Here is a 21133-nt window from a genome sequence, read left to right as displayed (position 1 = left end):
AGCCAAAGGGCTCAACCTCGCTTATCAGCGTTGGTTGAGCCCTTCTTGCATTTAAATGGAGAGGAGATTGTTGATGAGAAAAAAATTATTGCTGCAAAGACTGGATGAAATAGGAAAAGTGCTTGAGAATAGAGGGGATGTATTAGCTTTATTTGGTCTTGGTTCTGTGGGAATAGAAACCGATCGCATAGACGAATATTCAGATATTGATTTCTTTGTTATTGTAACTCCAGGCAACAAACAGAGATATATTGACCATCTGGATTGGCTGGAGGAAACCTATCCGTTAGCGTACCATTTTAAAAATACCGATCTGGGACATAAAATTTTATTCGAAGATGGAATTTATGGCGAGTTTGCAATATTTGAAGAGTCAGATTTAGAAAGTGCTCTTTATACGGGCGGCAGAATGATTTGGAAGCAACCTTCTTATACGAATGAAGATATTCTTACAGGAAAAGCAGTCATCCCTTCCTTGAAATCATCTTCGATCGACCATGTCGTCGGTGAAGCACTGACCAACATTTATGTGGGGCTTGGCAGATACGCCAGAGGAGAGAAATTATCAGCTTTAAGGTTTATTGAAAGTTATCCGATAGACGGATTACTGTCTGTGATGCATTTATTAGAGCCGGAGGTAGCTTACTTTCCTGATGTATTTGGAAATGAGAGGAGAGTTGAGAAGAGATTCCCTGAATTTTCAAGTTTTCTAAGTGGCATGCTTCAAGGTTATGATAAAATCCCAGAGTCTGCTATTCATCTTCTGAATTACTTGGAAAAAATTTATCCTGTTAATCCAAGAATGAGCTCAGAAATACGGGCTTTAGCCGAACATTGCAGAAAATGAGGTTGATTCTTCAGAATGGTTAACTGAGATGGAAAGTATGGTGTAATCGGAACGGTCAATGGATGTGACATGATCCTGTGGCTGTAGCACCAGACGGGCATCGTTTGATCGCTGTTCCGGTAGTCCGCTTGGGTCTTAAGATCATCATAAACCTCAACTATGAGTTCATTAAAAAAAGAGCTGCCGACGGCAGCTCCTTAAACCTATTCTTCGGTTCAACATTTTTTTAGAATCTAACTTACAAGCCTACTAATTTAATAACAATAGAAGCGTTTACGTTTGTATTTGTGCCTCCTGCCAATGTCTGAAGAGTAACGGGCGAAATTGAAGTATGATTTCTCAGAGTAATAACATCACCTGCGGCTAGAGTAAGCATGAGGTGTCCATTGTTTTGTTGAGTACCTGAACCTGAACCGAATATACCTTCCGTTACAGGAGTTCCATTAACAAAGATAGCAAATTGATTGGGCTCTACAGCTGCCACTGAAAAATTAATCTCATAAACACCACTATTGTCAATTTGAATATTCGCGGTTCCTGGTGCATGTGTAATTCCAGCTAAAACACCGTTTGAATCAAAAGGAACATCAGCCTCTAATGCAACAATTTGCGCAGATGTATTATAAATATATCCGAAATACAATGAGCCTGCTGGACCGGTTGCACCCGCCGGACCTGCTGGACCGGTTGCACCCGCCGGACCTGCTGGACCGGTTGCACCCGCCGGACCTGCTGGACCGATTGCACCTGCCGGGCCTGCTGGACCGATTGCACCCGCTATGCCTGCCGGACCCGTTACACCAGCAGCACCCGCTACTCCTGCCGGACCAGTTGCACCCGTTGCACCAGCCGAACCCGTCGCACCAGCAGCACCCGTTGCACCCGCTGTGCCTGCTGCTCCAGTCTGGCCAACTGCTCCAGTTTCACCTATTGTATTTTCTTTGGCCTCCGCTTTGTAAGAAATTACACGATCCAATGCTACGACAGCTTCTGCACGATTGAGTGGATTCATCGGCTTAAAGCTACTGTCCGCATCATGGCCAATCAATATATTACTAACTATTGCTGTATTAACGGCATACTTAGCCCAATCAGCAATCATACTCGCATCTTGGAATGAAGTGCCTGCGCTTTCATTTGCAGATAAGTTTAGCAGTCTCCCCACAATAACAGCCACTTCTTGTCTGCTAATCGGTTTGTTGGGGCCGATTGTTCCATCTGCATAACCTGTAATATACCCTGCTTTGACAGCGACTGCCAATTCGGAGTAAGCCCAATGATTCGAAGGAACATCACTAAATGATATTGCAGCTTTTTCTGTAAATCCAAAAGAACGATTAATTAAAGAAAAAAATTCCGCTCTTGTGATTGAATTATCAGGTTTGAAGCTTCCATCCTCGTATTTTTTAATAAGACCTTTTTGAATCCAAGTATTGATTTGGCTTTCTGCCCAATGCCCTTTAATATCCGATGCTTGTGATGCAGTGGCACCGAATGCCACTCCAAAGGATGAGAACAGCATACATGCAAAAAATAATGATAATACGGACATCTTAATTGATTTTTTCTTCATGTTTTTGCCTCCGAATTATCTATTTATTCTATGACCAACATTATTGGAAGAATATACTTTATCCTATCATAATAAATTACCCAGTATTAAATAAATTTTAGATAGTATTTACGATATAAAAATTTAATATATATCTGAAGTATGTAAAGTTTCTATGCGGATAGATATCGATATAATATTTGATGATGAAACTCCTCCTGAGCATAGGGGAGATGGTTTGACAATCACCGCAGTGAAAGTCGTTGCAAAAGTATCTATAATCGTTGACAGCCTATCTTAGAAAAGAAGCAAAATTTCTCTATACTCTATATGTAAGCGATTACAAATAGCGATAGGGGGAATAATCAATTGAATAAGAAAAAAGGGTTGACACTGCTTTCCGGTATTCTAATGTTGTCGCTGTTGAGTGCGTGTGGCAACAACAATGGTAACGCCGGAGGGAATGGGGCGGAGCCGGGGGCTTCGGCAGCCGCGACGCAGGCGGCGGGAGACGATAAGCAGGCTACCGGAGATTCCAGTACAATAGATACATCCCAACCTGTCACACTGAAGATGATCTTTGTGGGGCCAAAGCCGATTGATTACGATACAGTATTTGGAGAGATCAATAAGAAGCTGAAGGAGAAAATAAACGTGACTCTGGAAGGCGAATTCTTAGACTGGTCGGACTGGGCGCAGAAATATCCACTCAAACTCGCGGCCAACGAGGATTTCGACCTCATTTACGCAGCCAACTGGGCAAGCTACAACGATCAGGCCATCAAAGGTGGCTTCCTGGAACTGACTGATGCTTTACTGCAGAAGTACGCTCCGATGACCTGGGAAGCGATGCCAGAGGTGAGTTGGGGTCAGGCAAAGGTGAACGGCAAGCTTTATATGGTGCCCCAGAACCGCGGGGAAACGGTGGAAAAGCTGATTCTATATCGGGAGGACCTTCGCAAGAAATACAACCTGCCAGAGATCAACAGTCCGGAAGCTTACGCTACCTACCTCAAGACCATCGCCGAGAAAGAGAAGGGTGTCGTTCCGTTCACACCAGAGACAGGAGACTGGAAATTCCACAACCTGGACCGGGTACTCCTGAAGCAGCAGAATGAATGGAACATGCTCGACTTTGAATTACCGATAGGCTTCAAGCTGACTGATCCCGCTGGTAAAGTGTTCAATGTTTACGAAACACCGGAATTTAAGGAACTGGTCTACTATTATAAAGATCTGGCCGATCATAACGTCTGGTCGAAGAGTGCGCAAAACAGCAAGCTCGATCACCAGCAGGAGTTCCGGGAAGGCAAGACGGCGTCGATTACGCACAACCTGGGCACGCTGGGATCTTTGATGACCGACATGCGCGGGAAGAATTCGCCATATGAATTGGCGCTGGCTGACGTTACGCCGGACAAGAAAAAGTCAGTGGCTGTCTCCACGCAGAATGGGGTCGCCATCCACGCCTCCTCCAAGAATCCTGAACGAGCGCTGATGATGGTTGATCTGCTGCAGAACGACAAAGAACTGCACGATCTCATCATGAGTGGCATCGCTGGTGTGCATTACAATCCGTTAGGAGACGACAAGTACACGAATGCGGATAAGAACGCTAACTTCACCGGCTTCTCCAACTGGAGCTTTAACTCCCCGCTGAATCGGGACAACGCTTCCTTCCCAGATGAAGCGAACGCGCTGACCGACAAATGGGAAGGGGAGGTTTACCACTATCCGCTGGAAACCTTTGTGTTCGATAACAGCAAGGTGAAGACGGAAATCGCAAATGTAAGCAATGTGATGCTCCAATACGGCATTCCGCTGGAATATGGCACGGTAAATGATGTAGACAGTGGGCTGGCCAAGCTTCAGAAGCAGACAAAAGCCGCTGGCATAGACAAAATAATCGCGGAAGTTCAGCGTCAGATTGACGAATTCCTGGCCAAATCGACACAATAATAGACTTGCTTATGTTTCCGATGTTTTCGTCTATAACTACACTCATACAACAAGAAAGCCCGCGTTGAGACGCGGGCTTCTTTACATTCAACCTTCTCTAGCAGCACCTGGTCTCTCATAAGAAATCCGGTTCATTCCAAATCGAAGCCTCCGGTGTATAGTCTAGTCCTGCAAGCGTTTCGTGAAATTCATATTTTATTGTATAAAAAGCTATAGATAAAAATAAGTGGTAATAAAGCTATGCTATGTTAAACTGTACTTGGTATGCCGAAAATAGAAAATAAAACCATCAGGAGGAATTATGAAAAGTAAAAAAAAGGGATTGTTATCCATAGTGATGGTACTAGTCTTAGTGCTGGTTACCGCATGTGGAGGAGAAAAAAAAGAAGTCAGTTTAGGTATTACTGAAAGCGGATCTTATACCAATGATTATTTTGGGTTTTCACTAACCTTCCCTAAAGAATGGGTTTACCAAAATGCTGACCAGATGAGAGAACTCATGGCTGCTAGTGCAGGAGCTATTGCTGGAGATGATAAAGCCAAAGGGAAAATGCTGGATTTAACTGTGGCCAAAACGCTCAACTTATTGATGGCATCGAAATTTTCATTAGATTCAGGTAAAGCTGGCCCTTCTGCAGTGGCTGTTGCTGAAAAAGTAAGCATGCTCCAAGGTATTAAAAGTGGAAAAGATTATTTGGAAGCTTCTAAGAAATTAATGACGGATAGCAAGCTTCCTTACAAATATAAGGAGATAACAACTGTTAAAGTGGGTGGGAAAGACATGGATATGATGGAGGCCACTATTGAAGCAGGTGACCTGATCGTTTCACAGGACTATTACAGTACAATTATCGACGGCTATGCTTTTAATCTTATTCTTACTTATACAGACGATGAGTCAAAGGTTGAAACGGATAAGATATTGCAGTCAGTTAAGTTTAAATAATAGGACTGTCTCAAAAAAAGATTTTTTTCACGTATGCGCCAGCTTTTTGCACTTCAAAGCTGTAAAAGCTAGAAACCGAGCTAGTCTCCGAGTTATTGGAGACTGGCTCGGTTTCGTTTTGATCTTTGTGTTCCTTGCGGAGTGGATTGTGGAGTGGGTCTCACTTGATCTAATATTTCCATTGGAACAGAGCGTGGATGAGGAACTATCCGAAGACTATGGGAAACTAGTCGATCCGCGAATGCATACGAGCCTGTCTGGTATCTTTGGAGCCAGAGATTTCATCACCCATGGCAATAAGGTTTGTCTGATCGCAAGTGCGTTCACCGATGCAATATTAGCTGCAAATAGTGCGAAAATGTATCTCGACCCAGCAGCCTTCAATATGGCGGGTGTCCCCAATTAAGGTAGAAATACAATAATCCCTCAGAGAAGCACACTTTGAGTATGCACTTGAAAAAGGAACTGCCGACGGCAGCTCCTTAGACTTGTTCTAATATCAAAATTGTTCTACAGGCTTGAAATGCTCCTCTTTTTCATCTATTGCTTCACTCACACAACAAAAAAGCCCGCGTTGAGACACGAGCTTTCTTGACATTAAATGAGGATTTAATTCAACTCATCTAACAATGTTTTTAGTTGTGGATCGAGGTTCAAAGTGTTCAACACTATCGTTAAAGCCTCTGCACGTGTTGCTTTACTCTTAGGCTCCATCTTATTATTGCCTTTACCCGTGATAATACCAACTTTAAAAGCATCATTAAGCGCAGCATGAGCGTAAGAACCATCTATATCTGTAAACGTATTATTCGTATCATCAGCTATAGGAGTTAAGTTTACAATACGTGAGATAATGACAATCATTTCTTCCCGCGATATTGTGCGGTCGGGTCTGAATGTACCATCCCCATATCCATTTAATACACCAAGTGAGGTAAGCTTCTCTATCGCCGCTTTTGCCCAATGAGTTCCTACATCCTTTAAATTCACAGATTTAGTCCCTGCGTCCATATAGAATACTTTAGTAAGGATTGTTGCAAATTCTGCTCTAGTAATATTGCTATCAGGTTTGAAGCTTTTGTCGCCATAACCTTGTATAACACCTAGTTTAATGAATGTATCTATTGTTTTTTCAGCCCAATGACCATTAGTATCCTTTAATTCAACCTTGGCATTAATAGTATTCGCTTTTTCCACCATGGACTGGATAATAACTGCTTCCTTTGCTGGATTAACAATTTCACTCATGAAAATATTTTCTGCTGCAGTTGGTGTTGGTGTTGGTGTTGATGCTGGTGTTGATGCTGGTGCTGATGTTGGAGTAGGTGTTGATGTTGATGTTGGTGCTGGTGCTGGTGCTGGTGCTGGTGCTGGTGCTGGTGCTGATGTTGGTGTAGGTGTAGAAATATTTCCACCGTCATTGTTACTTGGGGTTGGAGCTTCTGCTACGGTTACCGTCACCGTGTAATTCTGTGTCGTATCGTCAGCCGCAACTGCCGTGTATGTTATTGGGTTAGAGAAATTTTGGGCTGTAATCCCGCTCACTTGAATGTCACTTGCCACCTGCACACTCGCACCCGTAGTGGTAAACGTAGGGACAAGTGAAGTTACATCCGTTCCATGTGGAACAGTCAATGTTATGGTCTTGTTCGTTTCGTTAATAATTCCATTTACCTCTGGGGTCAATCCCGCAAACGTAAAGGCAGATATGGCCTTCGCAGAGCTCGACGCTATGGTTACTGTTACCGTGTAATTCTGTGTGGTGCTGTCAGCGGCTACCACCGTGTACGTTATTGCGTTAGTGAAATCCTGAGCTGATATACCGCTCACTTGCACGTCGCTTGCCACCTGCACACTCGCACCCGTAATTGTAAACGTAGGGACAATTGAAGTTACATCCGTTCCATGTGGAACAGTCAATGTTATGGTCTTGTTCGTTTCGTTAATAATTCCATTTACCTCTGGGGTCAATCCAGCAAACGTAAAGGCAGATATGGCCTTTGCAGAGCTCGACGCTATGGTTACTGTTACCGTGTAATTCTGTATCGTACTGTCAGCCGCTACTGCCGTGTATGTTTTTGCGTGAGTAAAATCCTGAGCGGAGGTTCCGCTCACTTGAGTAGTACTTCCCACCAATACATTAATACCCGTTGTCGTAAATGTGGGAACTAGCGTGGTTAGATCCGTTCCGTTGGGCACAGTCAATGCAATGGTCTTGTTCGTTTCGTCAATAGTTCCATTTACCTCTGGAGTCAATCCCGCAAACGTAAAAGCGGAAATTGCTTTCGCAGAGTTCGACGCAACGGTTAACGTATATACAACCTTTGTTATACCATCTTGTGCTGTAACAATAACTTTATAGCCAGTTGCCAATATCTTTGCTGCTGTTATTCCGTCTGGTTCATAGACTTCAAAAGTTGCATACGCCGGTAGCATAAACGCATTCTTTAAAGCCTCTAATGTTGTTCCAAATGGAACGGCTGTTATCGTTTCATTTGCTGTATTACCTAAGCTTACTGTTCCAATTGTGGATTCCAACATCGCATCTGTGCTTGCTTGTCTAATATCCTTAAAATCGACTGTCAATGTTACTATGCTTGTTGGAGTTGCAACTGTGCGGAATGAAATCGTATCTCCCGCAATTACGCTAATGTTATCGACAAAAGAGCTGGTAATCGCAGTGTAATTTGTATCACCATTAAGCGAATATTCCATGCCATTTGCAACGTTGTTCAATTTGGTTGTTCCGATGTCACTTCCTTGAGTCAGGACTGTAAACAACCATAATCTTGGATATTGACCTGGAGCATTATACCATGCTGAGCTAATATTCCAGCTTTGCATATCTAATGTCAGCTTACCAAGGCTACCATTCCCTGAATTATCCGGTTGTCCTGTTGTTTCAATGTCGTAGTAACTGTTCTGGAATTGGGCTGTATAAGGAAAAAATCCTGACAAACCGCCAACATTATAAAAGCCCCTAACACTTCCCGTGGCGTAGCTGTTACGAATTTGTGCGAGAAAGGAAACTTGCCCCACCAAGCCGCCTATAATGTTGTTTCCAGTCACACTTCCTGTGGCATAGGTGTTGCTGATTAATAAAAAGCTACTTCCTACTAAACCACCTACCTCGGAAGTACCACTCACATTTCCTGAGGCGTAGCTGCTAGTGATTGAAGTGGCTCCATCCAAAAGTACGGCATCTCCTACCAATCCCCCAACTCCAACAGTACCACTTACAGTTCCTGTGGCGTAGCTGTTGACGATTGTTCCGCCATCATATCCGACCAAGCCGCCTGTATCCTTAGACCCACTCACATTTCCTGTAGCGTAGCTACTGATGATGGTTCCGCTCATTCCTGTCAAGCCGCCTGTCTTATTAGTTCCCTTAACATTGCTTGTGGCGTAGCTATTGCTGATTGTTCCAGAATAACTAATCCCTGCCAAACCGCCTGTAAACTCGCTCCCAGTCACACTTCCTGTGGCGTAGCTATTGCCGATTGTTGCGCCATAACTAATCCCTGCCAAACCGCCTGTATAATTGCCCCCAGTCACACTTCCTGTGGCGGAGCAGTTACTAATTATTCCACCGTTCGTTCCTACCAAGCCGCCTGTTACACCATCACCCTGCACATTAATTTGTTTAAGAGTTATATTTTTAATCGTACTACTATTTAAAATACTTCCGAAAAGCCCTGTATCTGTACTATGAGTATTTATTATTAGATTGAAGATTGTATAACCATTCCCGTCCATAACGCCACCAAAAGGACCTATTGGGAGCCAACCCTCGCCTGCTGCGTAGGTGCTTAAATCAATATCTGCAGTCAGTTTGAAATAAATGTTTGCATCTAAATGATTCCTAACCTCATTGAGTTGAGCAGCAGTTGCAATTTGATAAGGATCATTTATATCACCTGTTCCCCCAGCAAAACCATCAAAAGCTGTAGCAAAAACTTTGTCTCCTCCAATAAGCAGCCCATTCATTCCACCTAACAGCATCAACATCACAAGCATGATGGATATTCCTTTTCTTAATAGGACACGCATTCCAATTCCTCCTTCAAATTTCCCTGTTACTATTCATAATTAAACCAAGTATAACAATCCCCAATGACAGCAAAATGACAAACTCTTACAACGAATGCTATAGAGCAATCGGTTGTTAGTTAGTATATATGAGAGTACCCAAGGGAGAAAGGTGGATTACACTTTGCTTATTAGGTTATGTTATAATGAATTCCTTATTGTAAATTCAGATGAATAGAGGATAAAGAAAATGAAATGTAAAATTAATAAGAATGCATCTAAAGTATTAAAAGATATGTTGAGTAGTCAAGCAGGGGAAGGCAAGATGATTCGTGTAATTATCACTCAGAATCATGGAAATCATGGTCATTATGATGTGACTCTTGATACAGCTACTGAGCATGATGAAATTGTCAAAACAGATAAAGATATTGACGTATTGCTAGATACACGCGAACCTCTTTTGGATGGGGTTTGGATTCAATATTTCTATGTGCAACCAGAAGGCTTCTTTATAACAAATCCTTCAACTGGCTTCAATGAAAAATAAGCAGCTGAATAATTGAACGCTTCTTGTTAAGCATTTGGGAGTTCGCTTGGAAAATGTGAAGCTTCAATAAAGGCTCCCGTGAGGGGGCTTTTTTTCGTGCTCCCAGCAAGGGCGTTTATCTCTAGGGTTGAAGTCCCGAGTGGCGGAAGCAAATTTAAAGTAAGCATATTTGCACCAATGTCTTTATAGTTTTATAATTGGAGCTTACAGAATCGTATTACAGGGAGGAACAGGGACTATGGGGAAAAGTGGAAAATACATGCTTGTTGGTGCACTTCTGACAGGGGTAGGCGTCTCTTTGATGACCTATACAGCAAGTCGCTATACTTCGTTTAAACGAATCGTAGCCAACACCATCCGTTTGGAAGAAATCGCCTCGCTAGAAATCACGCGATTGTCGTCAGTTCCCGGTGAGAAGAAAGATATTATTATTACTGATCCAGCTGTCATTGAAAGAATTTTTGCGGATTTCTCTCATATTCAATTAATGAAATCGGCCCGCAATGTAAACTCTGACAAAAAATTCAGCTACTATATTACGATAGTTCAGGCTGACCGCAAGCAACGATTTGATATTATTTTAAAGGGAAGACAGCATATGATCATCTATGAGAATGATTTGAAGAATCCTCACCTGAATGCATATAAAATAATAACTCCTTATTATCCGCAAGCACTGGAACAGGCATTTGACGGACTATTATTGACATAACCTGCTCTGTCCTGAGTACTATGAACAGGCATTCATCGTATAACAACAGCAAAAAAAGAGCCTGCAGCGTGTGAAGTCCACTGAAAAAGTCCATCAGGATCTCAAATAGACATTCTCCTCATTTTTTTGAGGAGAATATCTATTTTTTTCGGTATACTTAAAGTATCAAATCAAAGGCTGGTGGTCTCCATGCTCCCTGAGCAGCAGAATTTTATCTTGAGCCCGTATATCGAACTTTACAATATACTGATTCCTAAGGATAACTTGCTACGGCGAATGGACGAGCTGGTGGACTTTAGCTTTGTTTATGAGAAACTGAACGAAACCTATTGCCACGATAACGGTCGAACCGCGGTGGACCCGGTCCGAATGTTTAAATATCTACTGCTCAAATCTATCTTTGACTTGTCCGACGTCGATCTGGTGGAACGCTCTAAAACCGACCTGTCGTTCAAGTTTTTCCTACATATGGCTCCAGAGGAAGGGGTCATTGACCCCAGTCTGTTGACCAAATTTCGCAAGCTGCGACTGAAAGATATGAAGTTACTCGATCTGCTCATTGGCAAAACGGTGAAAATCGCCATTGAAAAAGGCGTCATTCGCAGCAAAACCATTATTGTGGATGCGACTCATACCAAAGCGCGCTATACCCAAAAGACCCCGCAAGAAGTGCTGCGAGAACGCTCCAAAAAGGTACGTAAAGTGATCTACAGTATAGAGGAGTCAATGAAAAATGTTTTTCCGTCCAAGCCGACTACGGATGTCCTTGAGGATGAAATCGAATATTGCCAGCGGTTGGTTGCGGTGATTGAGCAGGATGGACGGTTTACGGGACTTCCCAAGGTAAGCGAGCCTTTAAATCTGCTGAAAGAAACGGTCGCCGATGATGTGGAGCATCTGCAAACCTCTACCGATCCGGACGCCAAAGTGGGACACAAAAGTGCAGACTCTTCTTTTTTCGGATACAAAACCCATATCGCCATGAGTGAAGAACGAATAATTACAGCAGCGACGGTTACGACGGGCGAACAAAATGACGGGAAACAGCTCCAAACGCTGATTGAAAAAAGTAAGGCTACAGGGATGCAGGTTGAAACCGTAATTGGAGATACGGCCTATTCGGAAAAAGATAATCTGTCCTACAGTGCTCAAAACGAAATCGAGCTCGTCTCCAAATTAAACCCTTTGATTACGCAGGGAAACCGAAAGAAAGAGGACGAATTTGAATTTAATAAAGATGCGGGAAGGTATGTATGCAAGGCTGGCCATCTGGCCATTCGTCGAGCGCGGCAGGGAAAGAAAGGACGGGGGAAAAACCAGACTGACACCTATTATTTTGACGTAGAGAAATGCAAACGATGCCCACTGCGCGAAGGCTGCTACAAAGAAGGGTCAAAGAGCAAAACCTATTCGGTAAGTATAAAGAGCCACGAGCATCTAGAGCAGGCAAGGTTTCAAGAAAGCGAAGCCTTTAAAGCCAAAGCCAAGGAGCGTTACAAGATTGAAGCTAAGAATAGTGAACTCAAGCACAGACATGGGTATGATGTTGCGTCTACCTCGGGTCTGATTGGCATGGAAATTCAAGGAGCAATGGCGATATTTGCAGTGAATCTGAAACGGATTTTGAAGCTCATGAGCTAAAAAGGGCTCAGTCCAGCAACAATACATCTTAAAAAGACGACATTCATTCGCCAAGATCCGAATGAATGTCGTCTTTTGGATATAGTTGTTTCCAATCTTCCGAGAAGGCCATGTTTTTCAGTGGCCTGCAGCGTGTGAAGGCTCTTTTTTGCTGTTCTCCGGTCTCCAACCTGTGATCCGCCCTAAGATGATAGGGTATGTAGGCGTACGTTTCAACATTCACTAGCTTATGTGCAATTAATAAAGAATCTTATGGACTTAGCTTACGCAAACTACTAAATGAAAGGAGGGGAATAATCTGAAAAACAACAGAAAAGTATAGCTTTTGTGTTGTCATTTGCTCTACTTGTAATTTCTTCAGACAAATCAAGGGCTTATCTATTCGAAGAATGCCTATAAATCTCTCTTTAGGCGCCTTAACTCTTGAGGCATAAAAAAGTATGTGGTACAAATGATTGGGCTTTCCGAGTAATGCCCCCAAAAACAATATATAATTTAGTTAATGCTCCATTCTAGATAGAAAAGGTGAATCTCGCTATGAATCTATTTATGAGAAAAGTCAATGTCCCTTACGTCAAATTCCGCAAAGCCAACACCCTCCGAAACGACTCGACCCAACATGACTGGCAACACTGGGGGGGCTACCGGGATCAGATCCAGCAAGTTCTGGAGCAAACTCTGGAGCATAACCGCTGCGGGCGCGGGCATATTTTATTACTCGGGGCCGGGAACGGAAATGATGTGCCCATTTCGTACATCGAGTCTATATTTGAACGGATCACGATCGTCGATATCGATGAAAAAGCGCTGGACCGCTTTCTGGCCAAGTCGGCGCACCCGGAAAAATACGAACGAGCAATCATTGATCTGACCGGAGTAGGAACGGAAGTATCTTCACTGGATGACTTGAAAGAAAAGGTCGACGATTTGCTGCCAAACGTGGATTTCTCGCCGCTGCACCCTCCTTTTGACGTGGTCATGAATTTATGCTTCACGACGCAGCTCATCTCCGCCTTTTTTTACCGGAAGAAAAATAAGGTTGCCCATACGCCAGAATTCAGCGCTCAGCTGGATCAGCTGCTTGAACGGATTCATATCAATATCTTTGAATCTTTGCGAGGCCTCCTGGCATCGGACGGGGTGATTGTCCATTTAACCGATACTCTGCTGCTGCAGCACATGAAATCAACCGGCTATACCAGCCCGGCTACTATTAAGACTCTGGAGCTGACGGGAGGAAATCTCCGCGATAACTTGGACCTGATTTACGAGCATCTGCCGGAGCTGGCTGAACAAGGCTTGTGCCTGCCAGGGGCATTCGTCCACGTTCACCCGCAAATTATGCGGTTGTATAAAGTTGAATTAAGGTTTTCGCTGCTGTGGGAGTTCGTTCATAACGAATACGAAGACAGGGATTACTTTGTGAGCGCGCATGTGCTGACCAGGCTGTAGTAGAAGGAAAGCTGGACCCGTCTTAGGTAGAACTGACGAATGGGTATGGGCCTTGGGAGAACTGGCCTTGGCGGTTTGCGGTTGACTCCATGTTGATTTCGAACATTCCTTGGCACTCTGTACGAACCCTACATCGCCATCACTCCAACATAAAGAGCCCGCGTCCGACGCGGGTTCTTTATGTTTATTCTTCCCCCGAAGCCACCGGATTCCCCTCATAACTAATCCAGTCACTCCAGCTTCCGGCATACAGCCGCACAATTGTGTACCTGACTGGTCTTTCCATCTGCGAAAGGAGCAGTGATTAGAAAAACCATGCAAAAACCTAGAAATAAAGATCCTAATGAATATCTTCTTTCGAACGGTTTTTCCAAAAAGAAATTAATTTGTTATGGTTGCGTTTATTTACAACTTGGATACAATTCGGCTTTAGGATGGATACAATTGGCTGTTAAGATGAGTTCGAACAAAGAAACCCAGACACAAAGGAGAGGAATCAAACATGCGTTACCCCCAATGGATCGCAGCTTCAATCGCCACAAGTGTACTTTTTACAGGAATCATATCGGCTCAGCCGGCCTCGGCAGCCGGCAATACGGAAAGACAGGCAGCGTCCGTCGCTTCTAATTCCGCCGCAGCCTCCCAAAAGCTGAACTTCACGGTGAGCGATGTGCCCTATTCGTCCGCTGAGTACAAAAAAATCATTCAAGCCTTTGCTTCTTTCGACGGATTCGAAACCGCGTACGTGCCTACACGCATGATCACAGGCGATACCTTCCAAAAAGTAGGCGTTGTCGGCGACAGCGTTACGTTTTTCTTTAAATACATGAGAGTTTCCGTGTCCCCGCGCGATTATTCCTATAGCTATAAAGGCACCGTAGTCACTTTGCCTGAATCCAATAACGTGAAGGGCAAATGGTACAAAGTAAACGGTACCGACATGCTGACGTTCCCTTTGAAGGACCGGTACGTTACCATCTTTGCTCCTTATCATTCGTTAAGCAAAACCAAGCTGGAGCATGTGGCCGTAGATGTCAGCAGATATGCACCTTGAGTCTTGCTGCTATTGCAACATGCGCGAATAGCTGGAAAAGCACGGGGGAATCCGTGTTTTGAAGTCAAGTGTTGCACCGCCAGAGCAGCGAATTCCAGCACAAAAAGCCCGCGTCGGGCGAGCACCCGACGCGGGCTTTTGCATGCTTATGCCATTGTTCATTCCTCTCCCGTAGCCACCACATTCCCCTCATAACTAATCCAGTCACTCCAACTCCCCGCATACAACTTCACATGCTCATAGCCCGCTTTATGCAGCGCGAGTATATTCGGACAGGCGGTTACGCCTGAACCGCAATACACAATCACTTCCTGCTCCTGCGTAATGTCCGCGAACTGCTCTTTCAGCACAGCTGAGCTTTTCCAGCGCCCCTCATCATCCAGTACATCCTTCCAGAACTTATTAACCGCTCGGGGAATATGACCAGCTTTGGCATCCATCGGCTCTTCCAGACCTAGATAGCGGCGGGGTTCACGCGAATCTACCAAAAGTGGGCCTCCATTAATGGAAGCAGCCCGAACTTCCTCCACACCCACGACCATATCATGCTGAACATCAGCTACGTATTGGCTAGGGATACGTACAGCCTGATGCGCACTGACGGGGAAGCTTGCTTTTTTCCAAGCGGAATAGCCTTCATCCATTAAATAGACACGTTCATGCCCCAAATATCTCAGCAGCCACCAGAAACGGGAAGCCATTGCCCCACCTTGATCGTCATAAGCGACGACTATACTATCTCGATTAATACCAGCTTTACTAAGCGTATAGATTAATTCCGTGATGTCCGGCAGGGGATGACGTCCACCATGAGTGCCGATAGGAGAGGAGAGTTGCTCCTCCAGATGTAAATAGATTGCACCAGGGATATGGTCTTCAGTGTAGGCTGTGCGTCCGGCTTGCGGATCTGAGAGTAAAAAACGGCAATCGACGATGACCATCTCGGGCTCGAATAGGCGAGCAAGCAGCCAGCGGATAGAAACTACAGGTTCCATAATGATACCTTCTTTCCCTTTGATATGTATGGAGTCATTATAGCGGAAAATAAAGGAGGGTGCACCTCAGCTATTTTTTAAAAAGATATGAAGTCTGAATAGTTGCAGTTCAACTTGGCGGACTGTAGATCCACTAATTCCCTTTCGAGGGGGTGTGCGGAATAGGAAGCGGACTCAGGAAACGCTATTGACTCAAAAACTGCTTCTTTTCGGGAGGAATTTAATCAATAGCGTCCCTTGAGTCCGCCAAACTCACAAATCGCCTGATTTCGAGCAAATAGGGGCTTTTTAGTCCGGACGATTCTTTTTTTTGCTTGCAAAAATAGGAAGGTTGCAGCCAAAGGAAAGCGAAGCCGTTTTTTCTTGCTTGTTTCTTGGAACCCCACTAATCATGAATCAACAAATCGTTTATTGATAATTAAATCAACCGGTAACCTGTCTAATTTGCAGAAAATTTTTTACATAAATTAGGCTTTACATATTCTCTATGTTAGTGTACTATTCAACTATAACACCGACACAATGAAAAGGTCAGGGAGGATTTCGATGAACCAGATAACGACGAACCAAAAGACGATGAATCAGCAGAACGTAGAGCATGGTAAGGAAGCACCCGTAGTGCTGCAAATGAATGGCGTGAGCAAGATCATCAAGGGGAAGGCGATTGTAGATAAGCTGTCTTTTGATATCCGCAAGGGCGAGATTGTCGGGCTGTTGGGACCCAATGGGGCAGGCAAAACAACGACGATTCGTATGATGACGGGTCTGATTCGGATGAGTGAAGGTGATGTGATGATTCAGGGTCATAGTATCCGAAATGATTTCAAGCGGGCCATTGCCCATATTGGAGCCATTATTGAGAATCCGGAATTCTATCCGTATATGACCGGACTCGATAATCTGAAGCAATATCAGCGAATGACGGATGAGGTGAATGACGAGCGGATCAATGAGGTTGTGCAGCTAGTAGGATTGCAGGAAGCGATGAACAAGAAGGTGAAGGCCTATTCGCTGGGCATGCGACAACGCCTAGGGATTGCACAGGCATTGCTTCAGCGGCCGAAGCTGTTAATCCTCGATGAGCCAACCAACGGGCTTGATCCTGCAGGCATCCGCGAGATGCGCGAATACATGCGCACGATCGCCGAGGTGGAAGGCATCTCCATTCTAATCTCCAGTCACATGCTGGCTGAGATTGAACAAATATGCCACCGCGCGGTGGTCATTCAGAACGGCAAGCTGGTAACGGTGACGAAGCTGGGTGAGGAGCAGGAAGCTGCAGCACAGGTGAAGCTAACGATTCGTGTTGATTTGCTCCAATCGGCTATAGACATCGTGGAAGGAGCCAAGATTGCACAGTTGAACGGTATGGATAGTACCCGCGCTGAGCTGACAGTAACGCTGCTGGATAGTAATGTACCTGCGCTTGTGGCGGCCCTTGGGGTTGGCGGAGTGGGCATCTACCGGATTACAGAGCTGAAACAAAGTCTGGAAGAAGATTTCTTGAAATGGACTGGAGGGAACCTCATTGCGTAGCTTTAATAACTTGATGCTTAACGAATGGCTGAAATTGTCCAAGAAACGCATGTTTTTCGTGCCGTACGTATTGCTGATTTTACTACCGCTGCTGGTAGGTTATATTGTACATTCAGTATCTGCTGATTTATTTGGATCGGCCTTTGATTTCTCTTCGACGATGCTGCTGCCAAATGGCATTGGCCAGGCATTGACCATTCTTGCTATCATCGGAACGGCTGGTGTTGTATCCAAGGAGTATGGGCAAGGAACTATTAAGTTTCTGCTCATTCGGGCCCGCAGCCGCACAGCTATTCTGGCCTCCAAATATGTAGTTGTACTGCTCTATGCATTGACTCTGACGATAGTTACTACTGTGGCTGTTTATGGCTCTGGTATCCTATGGTTTGGGTTAAACGGAGGAGAGGCAGGATTCACGGAGATCCTGCTGTCAGTCTTGTATGTTTTTGTATACACCGTTGTGTATGCAACTCTCGCCTTTATGATCGGAATCTTGACGACTTCCACCGGAGTGACGATCGGGATCACCATGTTCGCCATTACGATAGACAAATTGGTCATATCTCGTGAATTTTACAAATATGTATTATTCCCTAACCTGAATCTGGTTGCTTACAAAGGGGATGGAGCGCCGATGCCAGGGATGACATTAAGCTTCTCCATTGTGGTGCTCACCGTGTATATGCTTCTATTTCTCTTGGCAGGATTTGTCGTGTTTAGACGAAGGGACGTTGCTTGATGATAATCGAATTCGATAACAACCTGCCGATTTACCTCCAGATCATGAATTACATCAAGGGAGAAATCGTCACAGGCAAACTGAAACCGGGGGATAAGATCCTCTCGGTGCGTGAATTGGCCAGTGAGATGCAGATTAATCCGAATACGGTGCAAAGAACATTTCAGGAACTGGAGCGTGAGGAGATCGTGGAGACACGGCGCGGAATGGGCAGATACGTCACAAGCAAGGAAGAGACAATTATGACGATCAAAAAAGAAATGGCGAAGGACATTTTAGACCGTTTTATCCGTGGGATGCAGGATCTTGGCTTTCAGGGAGAGGATATTCTGGCGGCAGTGGCGGAGAGTATCGGGACCAAGGATGGAGAATAGGGGGATTAGCAAGGTGGAGAATATCCTGGAGATTCATGAGGTTACGAAAAAATACAGCTCTAAACACGCGTTGCGCGGGGTATCCTTTACCCTGGGTGCAGGTAAAATCACCGGACTGCTGGGCAGCAACGGCAGCGGAAAAAGCACGTTAATGAAGATCATTGCCGGTTTGACCCATCCAACCTCCGGCAGTGTAGCTGTTCTTGGCGGGCCTGTGGGACCTGAGAGTAAAGCGGTTGTATCATTTATGCCTGATCGGCCGCTGACCGAATCGTGGATGAGTGTGGGTGATGCACTGAAGTTTCAGCGTGCGTTCTATCCTGACTTTGATCCAGACAAAGCCCAGCGCATGCTGGAATTTATGAAGCTGAAGGAAAAAGATAAGGTGAACACCCTGTCTAAAGGAATGAATGAGCGACTGCAGCTTACAATGGTCCTGTCGCGCAGAGCAAGGTTATATTTGCTTGATGAACCTATAGGTGGCGTAGATCCAGTGGCGAGGACTCGGATTCTTGATGCACTGGTGGAGTTTTATGAAGAGGATAGTACGATATTGCTATCGACCCATTTGGTTTCAGACATAGAGCGAATATTTGATGATGTGATTTTTCTAAAAGAGGGAGAAATCATCATGCAAAGCGAAGTGGAAGAACTTCGGCTCCGTCACGGGAAGAGTATTGATGAACTGTTCAGAGAGGTGTACGCAGAATGTTAAAGCTCCTTAAGTATGATTTTAGACGCAATCGGGACCGGATTCTTCGGGTTTATGCAATAACCCTGCTGGTGCAAGTTGGCTTATGGATATTTGCGGATAAAACCGGGATATGGATACTTGGGAAAGAAACAAATGGAGGGATGTTCATCGGAAATATTTTCACTTATTTGGTTGCCGGAATAATCCTCCAAAGCTATAACATACGTACCTATGACCACAATTTAAGATCCTATCATCGGCGGTTATTGCCAGTAAACCCGGTTCTTAGTGTTCTTTCTCCGCTCCTATTGGGTTGGATTCTGCTGCTGGGAGTTGTGGCGATGGCCGAGTTGCATTTGGGTCTTTATATTTTGTTTAATTCTGCAGACTTCCTCCCAGCAAATTTCTGGTCTGTATCAACCGCAAGTTTGCTGCAAATGGTCTGGGTAGCAGGGTACCTAATGATTCTCTTGATGTTATCTATTACGGTTGCCCGAAGTTTGCGGATTAAAGGACAGGTTTGGATTGGCATCGCTGTGTTTTTTATCGTCGAGAATGGAATTTCCTATATTGAGCAGCAGCTATTTGGTAAATCTTTTAGCGCACTGGAAAATGCTCTGCAGTTTCACATGGTTGATGGGAAGATTACTCCTGACCTGTACCTGACTTCCGGTAGTATCGTTAACGTTGGGGCTGTATTGTTCGAAGTAATCACGGCAGCCGTAGTACTATATATAATTGTCCTGCTTTTTAAAAAGAGAGTAGAGTCCTGATAGCCTATTTAGTTAGGAAATTAGTCACTTATCTTCATCGCCGCAACAATGGTATTATCAATCTAATGATGTAGTTCAGTGGACGAAAGTAAGGCTGACTAAGCTTTGCTTTCGTTTTTGCGTAAAAAAACGCCACTCCTGTGCGGAGGGCGCCTAATGAATACGAAAAATCCTACATTCCTTCAACATTACTGCGAGCACTTGTCCATGTTTCCAGTTCCCTTAGAAGTTCATCTTCTTCGGCTTCTTGCAAATCCAGTCTTACTCCATATTGGTACTGGCCGAGACCGAACATCCAGCCCCAACGTACACTGCCCTCAAATTGTAGCTTCTCATCATTTAGTTGAAAATGAATAATTAGCTTCGTATCACCCGCTGTGAAGCGGAGATTTAAGGAAGTACGTACCTTACAGCCGGAATGGCTGAGGTCAAGCAGTATCCCCTCAGTTAACTTTCCGGCTCCGGGACCAGCGTTACTGGCTGGTACTTCGAGCCAGCAATCAATAGGCTGATTCATTACATAACGGAATGGTTCTTTTCTGCTGGAGCCGTCCATAGTTTACCTCCGCTTGTTTATTAGCTATTATATCGAAATGAGCGGAATAGGACAATCTACTAAAGTTCTATTTTTTCAAAAATTAAGAATTTATAGGGTTCGAATAATAAAGATTAGGCTGTAATTTGCAGATGAGTGAGCTACGAAAAGGGAAATCTGAGGGTTTTAATCTCAAAACGGGAGCCCCTCCGCAGATGAGAATCTACCGGAGAGGCTCCCGCAAAGGAGAATTATGAAGAAGCGCTGGAGCTGTTAAAGACTGTAAAGTGAAGCCATACAATCCACAAACATCTTATTGTACTGGGACCGACTCAGGTCGCTGGTAGAGGCAATATCTCTGCCCAGAAATTCAAACCAGGTAATTTCAGTCCCGTCTTTTTTATAGACAAATTTCTCATGTTGAATCGCGAACACATCATTTTCATAAGTAGGAACATGTTCATACTTTAATTCTACACCCTGCTTTTCTGAGATCAGTGTAGCCAGTAGGATTAGCATTTTGAATGGGTCGTCGTACATTTCGAATTGTTCGGACAAATGAAATCACTCCTATTTTTGGCATCTAATGCTTAATAATTATACTATATGCGATTCATGTAAGCACTATCATTCGCAGAACTCAGGACAATTTTCATACAAACCATGAGCTTTATCAAGAAGGAATGACTCCGCTGTCCTATGGGTTGCGTCTGTACCCAGGGAAGCAGTTATAGACAAGGAGAAT

Annotated in this window: 19 protein-coding genes; 14 read left to right on the top strand and 5 right to left on the bottom strand. The window is 44.3% G+C overall.

Annotation, left to right across the window (positions count from 1 at the left end; all coding sequences use genetic code 11):
* The first annotated feature begins 73 nt into the window (after positions 1-73).
* Positions 74-847: a hypothetical protein gene (locus H1230_RS19090; protein ID WP_345773366.1), complete on the top strand. Its 774-nt coding sequence runs from the start codon at positions 74-76 to the stop codon at positions 845-847.
* A 238-nt stretch (positions 848-1085) separates the two neighbouring features.
* Here H1230_RS19090 and H1230_RS19085 read toward each other — a convergent pair whose 3' ends face one another.
* Complete coding sequence (locus tag H1230_RS19085; RefSeq protein WP_239711499.1) at positions 1086-2420, bottom strand: S-layer homology domain-containing protein; 1335 nt, start codon at positions 2418-2420, stop codon at positions 1086-1088.
* 348 nt (positions 2421-2768) lie between these two features.
* Here H1230_RS19085 and H1230_RS19080 point away from each other — a divergent pair, with 348 nt between their 5' ends.
* From H1230_RS19080 to H1230_RS19070, 3 genes are all read left to right on the top strand, one after another.
* Complete coding sequence (locus H1230_RS19080; RefSeq protein WP_345773365.1) at positions 2769-4358, top strand: ABC transporter substrate-binding protein; 1590 nt, start codon at positions 2769-2771, stop codon at positions 4356-4358.
* 301 nt (positions 4359-4659) lie between these two features.
* Positions 4660-5304: a hypothetical protein gene (locus tag H1230_RS19075; RefSeq protein ID WP_239711498.1), complete on the top strand. Its 645-nt coding sequence runs from the start codon at positions 4660-4662 to the stop codon at positions 5302-5304.
* Between the two features lie 148 nt (positions 5305-5452).
* Positions 5453-5710 (top strand): hypothetical protein, encoded by a 258-nt coding sequence (locus H1230_RS19070; protein ID WP_239711497.1) that lies wholly within the window; start codon positions 5453-5455, stop codon positions 5708-5710.
* A gap of 203 nt (positions 5711-5913) precedes the next feature.
* Here H1230_RS19070 and H1230_RS19065 read toward each other — a convergent pair whose 3' ends face one another.
* Positions 5914-9354, bottom strand: a complete 3441-nt coding sequence (locus tag H1230_RS19065; protein WP_239711496.1) for an S-layer homology domain-containing protein — start codon at positions 9352-9354, stop codon at positions 5914-5916.
* Between the two features lie 229 nt (positions 9355-9583).
* Between H1230_RS19065 and H1230_RS19060 the strand changes: the two genes are divergently transcribed.
* The 5 genes from H1230_RS19060 (at position 9584) to H1230_RS19040 (ending at position 14742) form a co-directional block, all read left to right on the top strand.
* On the top strand, positions 9584-9883 hold the full coding sequence (locus H1230_RS19060; protein ID WP_239711495.1) for an iron-sulfur cluster assembly accessory protein: 300 nt from the start codon (positions 9584-9586) through the stop codon (positions 9881-9883).
* Positions 9884-10121: 238 nt separating this feature from the next.
* A complete protein-coding gene (locus H1230_RS19055) occupies positions 10122-10595 on the top strand; it encodes a hypothetical protein (protein WP_239711494.1) in 474 nt (157 codons plus the stop codon).
* A 189-nt stretch (positions 10596-10784) separates the two neighbouring features.
* Positions 10785-12236 (top strand): IS1182 family transposase, encoded by a 1452-nt coding sequence (locus tag H1230_RS19050; RefSeq protein WP_239711493.1) that lies wholly within the window; start codon positions 10785-10787, stop codon positions 12234-12236.
* Between the two features lie 525 nt (positions 12237-12761).
* The gene (locus H1230_RS19045; protein ID WP_239711492.1) at positions 12762-13688 is read left to right on the top strand and encodes a hypothetical protein; all 927 of its coding nucleotides are present in this window, start codon (positions 12762-12764) and stop codon (positions 13686-13688) included.
* A gap of 502 nt (positions 13689-14190) precedes the next feature.
* Positions 14191-14742, top strand: a complete 552-nt coding sequence (locus H1230_RS19040; protein ID WP_239711491.1) for a hypothetical protein — start codon at positions 14191-14193, stop codon at positions 14740-14742.
* A gap of 158 nt (positions 14743-14900) precedes the next feature.
* Here H1230_RS19040 and H1230_RS19035 read toward each other — a convergent pair whose 3' ends face one another.
* Entirely contained in the window at positions 14901-15737 is an 837-nt protein-coding gene (locus H1230_RS19035) for a sulfurtransferase (protein WP_239711490.1), read from the bottom strand.
* 546 nt (positions 15738-16283) lie between these two features.
* Between H1230_RS19035 and H1230_RS19030 the strand changes: the two genes are divergently transcribed.
* From H1230_RS19030 to H1230_RS19010, 5 genes are read left to right on the top strand one after another with little or no spacing between them, the layout of a single operon-like run.
* Positions 16284-17273, top strand: coding sequence for an ABC transporter ATP-binding protein (locus H1230_RS19030; protein WP_239711489.1), 990 nt, complete (start codon positions 16284-16286; stop codon positions 17271-17273).
* The gene (locus tag H1230_RS19025) at positions 17266-18012 is read left to right on the top strand and encodes an ABC transporter permease (protein ID WP_239711488.1); all 747 of its coding nucleotides are present in this window, start codon (positions 17266-17268) and stop codon (positions 18010-18012) included. The genes H1230_RS19030 and H1230_RS19025 overlap by 8 nt, the downstream gene beginning before the upstream one ends.
* Positions 18012-18386, top strand: coding sequence for a GntR family transcriptional regulator (locus tag H1230_RS19020; RefSeq protein WP_239711487.1), 375 nt, complete (start codon positions 18012-18014; stop codon positions 18384-18386). The genes H1230_RS19025 and H1230_RS19020 overlap by 1 nt, the downstream gene beginning before the upstream one ends.
* A 13-nt stretch (positions 18387-18399) precedes the next feature.
* The gene (locus H1230_RS19015) at positions 18400-19101 is read left to right on the top strand and encodes an ABC transporter ATP-binding protein (RefSeq protein ID WP_239711486.1); all 702 of its coding nucleotides are present in this window, start codon (positions 18400-18402) and stop codon (positions 19099-19101) included.
* The gene (locus H1230_RS19010; RefSeq protein ID WP_239711485.1) at positions 19095-19853 is read left to right on the top strand and encodes a hypothetical protein; all 759 of its coding nucleotides are present in this window, start codon (positions 19095-19097) and stop codon (positions 19851-19853) included. The genes H1230_RS19015 and H1230_RS19010 overlap by 7 nt, the downstream gene beginning before the upstream one ends.
* Before the next feature lie 172 nt (positions 19854-20025).
* On the opposite strand, the gene H1230_RS19005 is transcribed toward H1230_RS19010, so the two are convergent.
* On the bottom strand, positions 20026-20409 hold the full coding sequence (locus tag H1230_RS19005; protein WP_239711484.1) for a PilZ domain-containing protein: 384 nt from the start codon (positions 20407-20409) through the stop codon (positions 20026-20028).
* Between the two features lie 252 nt (positions 20410-20661).
* Positions 20662-20946, bottom strand: coding sequence for a hypothetical protein (locus tag H1230_RS19000; protein WP_239711483.1), 285 nt, complete (start codon positions 20944-20946; stop codon positions 20662-20664).
* Positions 20947-21133 lie beyond the last annotated feature (187 nt).

The organism is Paenibacillus sp. 19GGS1-52 (assembly GCF_022369515.1).
Taxonomy (GTDB): Bacteria; Bacillota; Bacilli; order Paenibacillales; family Paenibacillaceae; genus Paenibacillus_AQ.
Note: the sequence above shows the minus strand (reverse complement) of the source record. Positions and strands in the feature narration are given on the sequence as shown.

Bases quoted from the DNA above. Each gene is read 5' to 3' on its own strand.
- H1230_RS19035 (WP_239711490.1), bottom strand. From the start codon at position 15,737: ATGGAACCTGTAGTTTCTATCCGCTGGCTGCTTGCTCGCCTATTCGAG.
- H1230_RS19020 (WP_239711487.1), top strand. From the start codon at position 18,012: ATGATAATCGAATTCGATAACAACCTGCCGATTTACCTCCAGATCATG.
- H1230_RS19075 (WP_239711498.1), top strand. From the start codon at position 4,660: ATGAAAAGTAAAAAAAAGGGATTGTTATCCATAGTGATGGTACTAGTC.
- H1230_RS19050 (WP_239711493.1), top strand. From the start codon at position 10,785: ATGCTCCCTGAGCAGCAGAATTTTATCTTGAGCCCGTATATCGAACTT.
- H1230_RS19005 (WP_239711484.1), bottom strand. From the start codon at position 20,409: ATGGACGGCTCCAGCAGAAAAGAACCATTCCGTTATGTAATGAATCAG.
- H1230_RS19055 (WP_239711494.1), top strand. From the start codon at position 10,122: ATGGGGAAAAGTGGAAAATACATGCTTGTTGGTGCACTTCTGACAGGG.
- H1230_RS19010 (WP_239711485.1), top strand. From the start codon at position 19,095: ATGTTAAAGCTCCTTAAGTATGATTTTAGACGCAATCGGGACCGGATT.
- H1230_RS19060 (WP_239711495.1), top strand. From the start codon at position 9,584: ATGAAATGTAAAATTAATAAGAATGCATCTAAAGTATTAAAAGATATG.
- H1230_RS19065 (WP_239711496.1), bottom strand. From the start codon at position 9,354: ATGCGTGTCCTATTAAGAAAAGGAATATCCATCATGCTTGTGATGTTG.
- H1230_RS19040 (WP_239711491.1), top strand. From the start codon at position 14,191: ATGCGTTACCCCCAATGGATCGCAGCTTCAATCGCCACAAGTGTACTT.
- H1230_RS19030 (WP_239711489.1), top strand. From the start codon at position 16,284: ATGAACCAGATAACGACGAACCAAAAGACGATGAATCAGCAGAACGTA.
- H1230_RS19090 (WP_345773366.1), top strand. From the start codon at position 74: ATGAGAAAAAAATTATTGCTGCAAAGACTGGATGAAATAGGAAAAGTG.
- H1230_RS19085 (WP_239711499.1), bottom strand. From the start codon at position 2,420: ATGAAGAAAAAATCAATTAAGATGTCCGTATTATCATTATTTTTTGCA.